This is a genomic window from Corynebacterium sp. (assembly GCF_052107835.1).
GTDB lineage: Bacteria > Actinomycetota > Actinomycetes > Mycobacteriales > Mycobacteriaceae > Corynebacterium.
Genome location: NZ_JBQEDF010000034.1, coordinates 25,180 through 35,058, shown reverse-complemented (window position 1 = coordinate 35,058; position 9,879 = coordinate 25,180). Strand labels below are relative to the sequence as shown.

The window sequence follows — 9,879 nt, the reverse complement described above, 5'->3', positions numbered from 1 at the left end:
TCACTTCCACCATCTGAAGGAGGATCGCCTCACATGGCGAACTACACCGCCGCCGACGTCAAGAAGCTGCGCGAGCTCACCGGTTCCGGGATGCTCGACTGCAAGAAGGCCCTCGAGGAAGCCACCGGCGACTTCGACAAGGCCGTTGAGATCCTGCGCATCAAGGGTGCCAAGGACGTCGGCAAGCGCGCCGAGCGCACCGCCGCGGAGGGCCTGATCGCCGTCTCCGGCAACACCATGGTCGAGATCAACTCCGAGACCGACTTCGTGGCCAAGAACTCCGAGTTCATCGAGTTCGCCAACCGCGTCGCCGAGGCTGCCGCCGCCGTGAAGGCCAACAGCCCCGAGGAGCTCGCCGCCGCCGACTTCGACGGCCAGACCACCGACGCCGCCCTGCAGGAGCTCTCCGCCAAGATCGGCGAGAAGCTGCAGCTGCGCCGCGCGGTCACCATCGACGGCGACAAGGTTGCCGTCTACCTGCACCACCGCTCCTCCGATCTGCCCCCGGCAGTCGGCGTGCTCGTCGCCTACACCGGTGACGACGAGGAGGCGGCAAAGGCCGCCGCCATGCAGGTCGCCGCACTCAAGGCGTCCTACCTCTCCAGCGAGGACGTCCCCGCCGAGATCGTCGCCAAGGAGCGCGAGATCGCCGAGGCCACCGCCCGCGAGGAAGGCAAGCCGGAGAAGGCCCTGCCGAACATCATCGAGGGTCGTCTCAAGGGCTTCTACAAGGACGCCTGCCTGCTGGATCAGCCGTCCGTCACGGAGTCCAAGAAGACCGTGAAGCAGGTCATGGACGCCGCTGGCGTCACCCTGACCGGCTTCGAGCGCTTCGAGGTCGGCCAGGCCTGATAGGCCCCGCGCCACCCCCGTACCGAACCCGCCGCCCCCGACATCCGTGGGATGGCGGGTTCAGTACTGTCCGGGGCCCCCGGACACGCTAGGATGAGCAGTCGGACAGGCACACGGGATGCACATCCCCGCCCCTGCAAGCCATCACCCTTCCCCTCACCCAACCGAAGTACCAAGGAGATTCCACGGTGACTGCCAGCGAGACAACCGGTTACAAGCGCGTGATGCTCAAGCTGGGTGGTGAAATGTTCGGTGGTGGACGGGTCGGGATCGACCCCGATGTCGTCGAGAACGTCGCCCGCCAGATCGCCGAGGTCGCCCGCTCCGGGGCGGAGATCGCCGTGGTCATCGGCGGCGGCAACTTCTTCCGCGGTGCCGAACTGCAGCAGCGCGGCCTGGACCGGGCCCGCTCCGACTACATGGGCATGCTCGGCACCGTAATGAACTGCCTGGCGCTGCAGGACTTCCTGGAGAAGCAGGGCATCGACACCCGCGTCCAGACCTCGATCAACATGGCGCAGGTCGCCGAGCCGTACCTGCCCCTGCGCGCGGACCGCCACCTCGAGAAGGGCCGCGTGGTCATCTTCGGGGCAGGCATGGGCATGCCGTACTTCTCCACGGACACCACCGCCGCCCAGCGTGCCCTGGAGATCGGCTGTGAGGTGCTGCTGATGGCCAAGGGCGTCGACGGCGTCTACAGCGACGACCCGCGCTCCAACCCGGACGCCGAGCTGTTCACCGAGATCAGCCACCGCGAGGTCATCGAGCGCGGCCTGAAGGTCGCCGACGCCACCGCCTTCAGCCTCTGCATGGACAACGCGATGCCGATGCTGGTGTTCAACCTCCTCACCGAGGGCAACATCGCCCGGGCGGTCGCGGGGGAGGGTATAGGCACCCTCGTGGCCACCGGGGGCAACTAGGGACACGGGGACGACTGGTAGATTCGTCTGTGGAAACGCATCACATGCGATCTACGGAGATAGAGGACAAAGAGGACAGCGATGATTGACGACACCCTGCTCGAGGCCGAGGACCACATGAGTCGTTCGGTGGACCACGTCCGGGAGGACCTGATGACCATCCGGACCGGTCGCGCGAACCCGGCGATGTTCAACGGGGTCTTCGCCGAGTACTACGGGGTGCGCACGCCGATCACCCAGATGGCCACCATCAGTGTGCCCGAGCCCCGGATGCTGATCATCAAGCCGTACGAGATGACGGTGATGGGCGACATCGAGAACGCCATCCGCAACTCGGACCTGGGGGTCAACCCGACCAACGACGGCCACGTCCTGCGCGTGACCGTCCCGCAGCTCACCGAGGAGCGTCGCCGCGACCTCACCAAGGTCGCGAAGTCGAAGGGGGAGGACGCCAAGATCGCGATCCGCAACATCCGCCGCAAGGGGATGGACGCCCTGTCGAAGATCCAGAAGGACGGTGACGCCGGCGAGGACGAGGTCAAGGCGGCCGAGCGGGAGCTCGACAAGGTCACACAGGAGTACGTTGGCCAGGTCGACGGTGTCGTCGAGTCGAAGGAAAAGGAGCTGATGGAGGTCTAGGCGGCCTTCATCAGTGACCCCGGAGACGCCGCGCCAGTGAACGCCGCGAAGAACACCGAACGAGAACACCACCGGCTCCCGCAGCCGAAGAACTCCGCCGGACGCAACCTCCCCGTCGCCATCGGGATGGGCGCTGCGCTCGGCCTCGTCGTGGTTTTCGGGCTGGTGGTCCCCTACGCCTGGTACCCGGTCGTCGCCCTCGCCATCGGCCTGGCGACCTACGAAGTGTGGTCGCGGCTCAAGGAGAACGGCTACCACCTCAGCCTCCCGGTGCTGGTGGTCGGCGGACAGGCCATGATCTGGCTGTCCTGGCCGTTCGGCGCGACCGGACTGCTGTCGGCGCTGGCGGCGAGCTCAATCGTCGCGACGGTCGTGCGGCTCTTCCACAATGGTCGCGCCTCCGCACCGGAGAACTGGCTGCGGGACGCCGGGTGCTCCCTGTTCGTCCTGACATGGATACCGCTGTGCGGTGCCTTCGGGGCCAACCTGTCGGTGATGTCCTACGAGGGGGTCAACGGCTGGGCGTTCATCCTGACCTTCATGCTCTGCGTCATCGCCTCGGACGTTGGCGGGTACGCGGCCGGCGTCTTCTTCGGCAGCCACCCGATGGTCCCGGCGATCAGCCCGAAGAAGTCCTGGGAGGGCTTCGCCGGCTCCGTGGGTCTCGCCGCGGTGGTCGGCGTGCTGTGCGTGCTCTTCCTGCTGAAGCAGACGGACCCGGTCTACTACCTGCTGGGGCTGCTGCTCGGGGCGGGGCTGGCGGTGTGCGCCACCCTCGGCGATCTGGTCGAGTCGCAGTTCAAGCGGGACCTGGGTATCAAGGACATGTCGCAGATGATCCCGGCGCACGGGGGACTGATGGACCGCCTGGACGGGATGCTCCCGGCGGCGATGCTGGCGTGGATCGTCCTCACCGCCCTGGGCGCGTCCTAGGAGCGTCGGGCCCGGGTACGTCTTCGGGTCTCACAACTGCGGGTGTCCGCCAGTAGCGAGTCTGCGTGGATAGGGATCCGGGAGTCACCACCGGCAACTCCGCACCGCTTTCGGCACGTTGACTTAAGTCGACGACGCCAAAGCGGTGCGGAGTTTCCGACTGAGTTGTCCGTTTGTACTCCAGTGCCCCTCCGGTACTGGGCAGGCTCGTGCAGTCCGGGGCAGGACCCTTCCGGCCCAGCGCAGCGGTGCACCCCGTGCTACGCGCGGGCACGATGAACGAGTTGACGAGCCACGCTCCCAGCGCAGCGTCTAGCGCTTGCCCTTGCGTCCCTTCAGTCCCTTGCGGGACGATCCGGACGTGTTACCGGGGTGACTTATCTGGCGGCGCAGCTGGAGCATCCGCACTCCGCCCACACATCCCATGACAAGTGCTCCGCCGATGGCGGCGATCAGCATGCCCACACCGATGGGGAAGTTCCACTCCCACGCGAACAGGCTCAGCCGCACCGAGTCGAGGTTCTGCAGGATGAACACCAGCAGCAGGATCAGGATGACCGCGCCGATGATCAGACCGACCCATGTGCTGCCGGCCATCGATCCGGCGACCTTGTGGGATTCCGTCGACCCCGTGGCGACGGGTGCCGCGGATCCCGCGGTGGCGTCGGAGTCCCCGTCGTCCGCACCGGTGGACTCCGGGGACTCGGCCGGCTCGATCTCCCGGGACTCCAGGTCAGCGGGGTCGCTGAGTTCGCTGCCGGTGTCGGCGGGGAACTCACTGGTCTCGCCGACGACCGGGATGTCGGGGGACTCGGGCATGTCCGGGGCGGACAGGTCGTCGCGGTTCTCGTTTTCCGGGGATCTCGTCATGTACGACATTGTAGGTGCACGAGGTCCGCCGGGTCGCCCGGCTGTCGCCGCGATGTGCGGATACTACCCCCGACGTGCAATAATTGGCGTCTTATGACTAGCACGGCACAGACGGTACAACTTCAGTTCAAGGCCCCCACCCGGGGCATGCCCCCCACCCACCTCGCTGACCTCACCGACGGGGAGGTCAAGGACGCCGTCAAGGAGGCCGGCCTGCCCGGGTTCCGAGCCAACCAGATCGCCCGGCAGTACTACGGGCGCCTCGAGGGCGAGCCGGCGCAGATGACCGATCTTCCCGAGCCGCTGCGTCCCACCGTGAAGGACGCACTGTTCCCCACCCTCATGGACCCCGTGCGCCATGTCTCCTGCGATGAGGGCCAGACCCGCAAGACCCTGTGGAAGCTGCACGACGCGACGATGCTGGAGTCCGTCCTGATGCGCTACCCGGACCGGGCGACGCTGTGCATCTCCTCCCAGGCCGGCTGTGGCATGGCCTGCCCCTTCTGCGCGACCGGGCAGGGTGGGCTGGACCGTAACCTCTCCACCGCCGAGATCGTCGAACAGGTCCGCGCCGCGGCGAAGTCGATGCGCGACGGCGAGGTCGAGGGCGGCGAAGGACGCCTGTCCAATATCGTCTTCATGGGGATGGGTGAGCCGCTGGCCAACTACAAGCGGGTGGTCAAGGCCATCAGGCGCATCACCTCCCCGTCACCGGAGGGCTTCGGGATCTCGGCACGCAACGTCACGGTCTCCACGGTGGGACTCGCACCGGCGATCCGCAGGCTCGCCGACGAGGGTATGCACATGCGCCTGGCCGTCAGCCTGCACTGCCCGGACGATGAACTGCGTGACACGCTCGTGCCGGTGAACAACCGGTGGTCCATCGAGGAGGTCCTGGACGCCGCCCGCTACTACGCGGACAAGTCCGGACGCCGCGTCTCCATCGAGTACGCGCTGATCCGCGACATCAACGACCACCCGTGGCGCGCCGACCTGCTCGGCAAGAAGCTGCGCGGTGCGCTGGGCAACCAGGTGCACGTCAATGTGATCCCGCTGAACCCCACCCCGGGGTCGAAGTGGGACGCGTCCCCGAAGCCGGTGCAGGACGAGTTCGTCCGCCGGGTCAATGAGCAGGGCGTGGCCTGCACGGTGCGCGACACCCGTGGCGAGGAGATCGCCGCGGCCTGCGGCCAGCTCGCCGCCGAGGAGTAGTCGGGCAACGAGACATCCCCACCACCTGGGGAAGGTGGTGGGGATGTCGTCCGGGGGAGGGGAGGAACCCTGAGGAACCCTAGTGGTGGGCCAGACCGTGCTTCGGGGTCTCGATCTCCTTGAGGCCGTCGACGCCCTCGCCCGGCAGGTTCCAGGCGCGCAGGTCCGCGGTGGTCAGTTCAGCGTAGACACCGGTGAGGTTCTTCTGGTCCTCGGCCCAGTTGGGCTCGTGGTGGCCGACCGGCTTGTTGTGGGCGCTGACCGTGGCGATCGACTTCCTCGGGGTGTGACCCGGCGCCGAGTGCCGGGCGTAGAGGAACACCCCCAGGAGCGTTCCCACACCGAGGGCGACCAGCCAGATGTTCTCGACGTTGCCGTGGTGGTTTCCGAAGAGCATGCCCAGCAGGAACAGGCCGCCGATGGTGCCGGTGATGATGGTCGCCCGACGGGGGAACTGGTGCCAGCCCCAAGCCGCGGAGGGCTCGTCCTCCGTCGACACACCGTTGTACACTTCCACCTTCGTGCTGTGGTCAGCCACTTCGTGTTCCTCCTGAACTAGGACGGCAGTTGTCACCTGCCGCATGACGTGGCACCTATTCTTGCATATCCACGCGTGCGGGCGGACATTCGGCACGCACGGCTTCCCCCGAATGTGTTCCACGCAGGCTCCCAGGGACCCGGCAGGGTCGTGTGGAACAATGGGCCGGGTGAAGAAACGCGTAGTGGTGCTCGGCAGCACCGGATCCATCGGTACCCAGGCCCTGGAGATCATCGCGGACAACCCCGGGCGCTTCGAACTGGTGGGGGTGTCCGCACACGGGACGAAGCCGGACCGTCTGCTCGACCAGGTCCGGCAGTTCGGCCTGGCCCCCGGCCAGGTGGCGGTGGCCAGCGACCGCACCGCCGACGAGATCGACCGCGAGCTCGACGGCCACGTGATCCGCGGCACCGACTCGGCGAGCCGCCTGGTCGAGGAGTCGGGGTTGACCGGGGAGGACGTCGTCCTCAACGCCCTGGTCGGCTCACTGGGGCTGAAGGCCACACTCGCCACCCTCGACGGGGAGGCGCGTCTGGCCCTGGCGAACAAGGAGTCCCTGGTCGCCGGCGGTGACCTGGTGCTGGACGCCGCCTCGGACGGCCAGCTCGTCCCGGTCGATTCGGAGCATTCGGCGATGGCGCAGTGCCTGCGCGCCGGACGCCACGATGCCGGGGTCAGTGAGGTCTCCCAGCTCGTGCTCACCGCATCCGGCGGGCCGTTCCGTGGGTGGTCGCGCGAGGAACTGCAGGACGTGACACCACTGCAGGCGGCGAACCACCCGACGTGGTCGATGGGGCAGATGAACACCCTGAACTCCTCGTCGATGGTGAACAAGGGCCTGGAACTCATCGAGGCCTCGCTGTTGTTCGACGTCCCGGCGGAGAGGATCGCGGTGACGGTCCACCCGCAGTCCGTCGTCCATTCCATGGTGACCTTCACCGACGGTGCCACGATCGCGCAGGCGTCGCCGCCGTCGATGAAACTGCCGATCAGCCTGGCACTCGGGTGGCCCGACCGGGTGCCCGGTGCGCAGACCTCCCTCGATTTCAGCACCGCGTCCACCTGGGAGTTCGAACCGTTGGACGATGCGTCCTTCCCCGCCGTCAAGCTCGCCAGGGAGGCGGCGACCGCCGGAGGCTGCACGCCCGCGGTGTACAACGCGGCGAACGAGGAGGCTGCCGTGGAGTTCCTGACCGGGACGCTTCCCTTCCCGCGGATCATCGACACGATCGACGCCGTGCTGCAGGAGTGCGGCGGGTTCACCGGGCGCCCGGACAGTATCGAGGACGTGCTGGCCGCGGAGCGCGCCGCACGCAACTGCGCGCAGGAGAGGATGGCCCAGTGGATTTCTGGCTAGGCGTCCTGCTCTTCGCCCTCGGCATCGGTGTCACCATCGCCCTGCACGAGGCCGGCCACATGGTGGCCGCACGGATGTGCGGCATGCGCGTGCGCCGCTACTTCATCGGCTTCGGCCCCACGGTGTGGTCCACCACGCGCGGGCACACCGAGTACGGCCTCAAGGCCGTCCCCCTCGGCGGGTTCTGCGATATCGCGGGTATGACGATCAACGACCCGTGGACGGAGGAGGAGGAGCCGTACCTGATGATCGACCGGCCCGCGTGGCAGCGGGTCTTCGTCATGTCAGCCGGCATCATCGTCAATGTCGTCCTGGGCATGTTGATCATCTTCGGCGTCGCCGTCTCCTTCGGCCTGCCGTCGACCGAGGACCAGCCTGTACCGCCGGCGGCGCAGCTGGTGTGCACCCCGACAACGCAGGAGGATGCGGAGAACGTCACCGAGGATGATCCGCAGTGCACCGGCAACGGCCCGGCCGCCGCATCCGGCGTGGAGGTCGGCGACCGTTTCGCCGAGGTGGACGGGACGAACATCGAGGACTTCGGCGACGTGATCACCGCCGTCCAGGAGGCGGGCCAGGAGGCCGGGGAATCCGGCACCGCGGTCGGTGACACCACCACCGTTCCGGCGACGGTGCAGCGGGGTGGCTCCTCGGTGGATCTCGACCTGCAGGTTGAGGTCGTAGAGCGTGAGGGTGAGCCGACCGGTGCGATCGGCGTGAGTGTCGAGAACAAGCCGGTGCCGATCGTGGACTACAACCCGGCCACCGCCGTCGGCGGCACCGCCGATTTCACCTGGTACATCGGCAAGGAGACGGTCAACGCGCTGCTGGATCTGCCGGAACGCTACTGGCCGGTGGTGCAGTCCATCTTCGGGGCCGAGCGTCCGATGGACAGCCCGGTCAGTGTGGTCGGTGCGTCCCACGCCGGCGGCCAGCTCGTGGAGCAGGACCAGTGGATGAGCTTCCTGCTGCTCCTGGCGAACCTGAACTTCTTCCTGGCGGTGTTCAACCTGGTGCCGCTGCCGCCGCTGGACGGTGGCCACGCCATCGTGGTGGTCTGGGAGAAGATCCGCGACTTCCTCCGGCGCAAGCGCGGCCTGGAGCCCGGTGGCCCGGTGGACTACGTGAAGCTGATGCCGCTGACGTACGTGGCGACCGGCATCCTGCTGGTGTTCGGGCTGACGGTGATCGTGGCCGACGTGGTGAATCCGCTGCAGTTGTTCTGACGTCCCGTTACCGCCGGTTCACCTCCCGGTATTCTTCCGGAGTAAACTCGCGGCCGACATCTGCAGTGTCAACGAGCACGAGCAAGCAGGATACCCGAAGAAGAGGAACGGACCGCACCATGACCGGAATACCCCTCGGTGTGCCAGAAGCGCCTCCGCCGGTACTCGCCCCCAGGCGCAAAACCCGCCAGCTGATGGTCGGCAACGTGGGCGTCGGCAGTGACTACCCCGTGAGCGTCCAGTCGATGACGACGACGAAGACGCACGACGTCAACGCCACGCTCCAGCAGATCGCCCAGCTCACCGCGTCCGGCTGCGACATCGTCCGCGTCGCCTGCCCGAAGACGGCGGATGCGGAGGCCCTGCCCGCCATCGCCAGCAAATCACCGATCCCGGTAATCGCCGACATCCACTTCCAGCCGAAGTACATCTTCGCCGCCATCGAGGCCGGCTGTGCCGCCGTGCGGGTGAATCCGGGCAACATCAAGGAGTTCGACGGACGCGTCAAGGAGGTGGCCAAGGCCGCCGGGGACGCGGGCATCCCGATCCGGATCGGCGTGAACGCCGGCTCGCTGGACAGGCGCATCATGGAGAAGTACGGCAAGGCCACCCCGGAGGCGCTGGTGGAGTCCGCGCTGTGGGAGGCGAGCCTGTTCGAGGAGCACGGCTTCGGCGACCTGAAGATTTCGGTGAAGCACAATGATCCGGTGATCATGGTGGAGGCCTACCGCCAGCTCGCCGCGCAGTCCGACTACCCGCTGCACCTGGGCGTGACCGAGGCAGGTCCGGCATTCCAGGGCACCATCAAGTCCGCGGTCGCCTTCGGCGCGCTGCTCGCGGAGGGCATCGGTGACACGATCCGGACGTCCCTGTCGGCGGATCCGGTGGAGGAGATCAAGGTCGGCGACCAGATCCTGCAGTCGTTGAACCTGCGTCCCCGCAAGCTGGAGATCGTGTCCTGCCCGTCGTGTGGACGCGCCCAGGTGGACGTCTACGATCTCGCTGAGCGGGTGACCTCCGGGCTGGACGGTATGGAGGTGCCGCTGCGCGTGGCGGTCATGGGCTGTGTGGTCAACGGGCCGGGGGAGGCACGGGACGCTGACCTCGGCGTCGCGTCCGGCAACGGCAAGGGGCAGATCTTCGTCAAGGGCGAGGTGATCCGGACGGTGCCGGAGGACCAGATCGTGGAGACCCTGATCGACGAGGCGATGAAGATCGCCGAGGACATGGACCCGGACGAGCTCGCCGCCGCCGGGGCCGCCGGAGTCGGGGCGCAGGTCAAGGTCACGCACTAGATCGTCACCGTCGGGGGATCCAGCCCGTGTCCCTGCC

10 protein-coding genes are annotated in these 9,879 nt (G+C 67.4%); 8 read left to right on the top strand and 2 right to left on the bottom strand.

Features of this window, described 5'->3' with window-relative positions:
* Window positions 1-33: 33 nt before the first annotated feature.
* From tsf to ACTIL2_RS09550, 4 genes are all read left to right on the top strand, one after another.
* Window positions 34-852: a translation elongation factor Ts gene (gene tsf, locus ACTIL2_RS09565; protein ID WP_442337233.1), complete on the top strand. Its 819-nt coding sequence runs from the start codon at window positions 34-36 to the stop codon at window positions 850-852.
* 224 nt (window positions 853-1,076) lie between these two features.
* Window positions 1,077-1,772 carry a UMP kinase gene (pyrH, locus tag ACTIL2_RS09560; RefSeq protein ID WP_442337234.1) on the top strand — a complete coding sequence of 232 codons (696 nt, stop codon included), beginning with the start codon at window positions 1,077-1,079 and terminating at the stop codon, window positions 1,770-1,772.
* A gap of 81 nt (window positions 1,773-1,853) precedes the next feature.
* Window positions 1,854-2,411: a ribosome recycling factor gene (frr, locus tag ACTIL2_RS09555; protein WP_442337232.1), complete on the top strand. Its 558-nt coding sequence runs from the start codon at window positions 1,854-1,856 to the stop codon at window positions 2,409-2,411.
* 36 nt (window positions 2,412-2,447) lie between these two features.
* Entirely contained in the window at window positions 2,448-3,344 is an 897-nt protein-coding gene (locus ACTIL2_RS09550) for a phosphatidate cytidylyltransferase (RefSeq protein ID WP_442337231.1), read from the top strand.
* Between the two features lie 312 nt (window positions 3,345-3,656).
* Here ACTIL2_RS09550 and ACTIL2_RS09545 read toward each other — a convergent pair whose 3' ends face one another.
* Window positions 3,657-4,214, bottom strand: a complete 558-nt coding sequence (locus tag ACTIL2_RS09545; RefSeq protein ID WP_442337230.1) for a LapA family protein — start codon at window positions 4,212-4,214, stop codon at window positions 3,657-3,659.
* A gap of 93 nt (window positions 4,215-4,307) precedes the next feature.
* Here ACTIL2_RS09545 and rlmN point away from each other — a divergent pair, with 93 nt between their 5' ends.
* A complete protein-coding gene (gene rlmN, locus ACTIL2_RS09540; protein WP_442337229.1) occupies window positions 4,308-5,426 on the top strand; it encodes a 23S rRNA (adenine(2503)-C(2))-methyltransferase RlmN in 1,119 nt (372 codons plus the stop codon).
* A gap of 79 nt (window positions 5,427-5,505) precedes the next feature.
* Here the strand turns inward: rlmN and ACTIL2_RS09535 are convergent, their stop codons facing one another.
* Window positions 5,506-5,964 carry a DUF2631 domain-containing protein gene (locus ACTIL2_RS09535; protein ID WP_442337228.1) on the bottom strand — a complete coding sequence of 153 codons (459 nt, stop codon included), beginning with the start codon at window positions 5,962-5,964 and terminating at the stop codon, window positions 5,506-5,508.
* A gap of 160 nt (window positions 5,965-6,124) precedes the next feature.
* On the opposite strand from ACTIL2_RS09535, the gene dxr reads away from it, so the two are divergent.
* From dxr to ispG, 3 genes are all read left to right on the top strand, one after another.
* A complete protein-coding gene (dxr, locus tag ACTIL2_RS09530) occupies window positions 6,125-7,321 on the top strand; it encodes a 1-deoxy-D-xylulose-5-phosphate reductoisomerase (protein ID WP_442337227.1) in 1,197 nt (398 codons plus the stop codon).
* On the top strand, window positions 7,306-8,547 hold the full coding sequence (locus ACTIL2_RS09525; RefSeq protein ID WP_442337226.1) for a M50 family metallopeptidase: 1,242 nt from the start codon (window positions 7,306-7,308) through the stop codon (window positions 8,545-8,547). The genes dxr and ACTIL2_RS09525 overlap by 16 nt, the downstream gene beginning before the upstream one ends.
* Before the next feature lie 119 nt (window positions 8,548-8,666).
* Window positions 8,667-9,842 (top strand): flavodoxin-dependent (E)-4-hydroxy-3-methylbut-2-enyl-diphosphate synthase, encoded by a 1,176-nt coding sequence (gene ispG / locus ACTIL2_RS09520; RefSeq protein WP_442337225.1) that lies wholly within the window; start codon window positions 8,667-8,669, stop codon window positions 9,840-9,842.
* The last annotated feature ends 37 nt before the right edge of the window (window positions 9,843-9,879 follow it).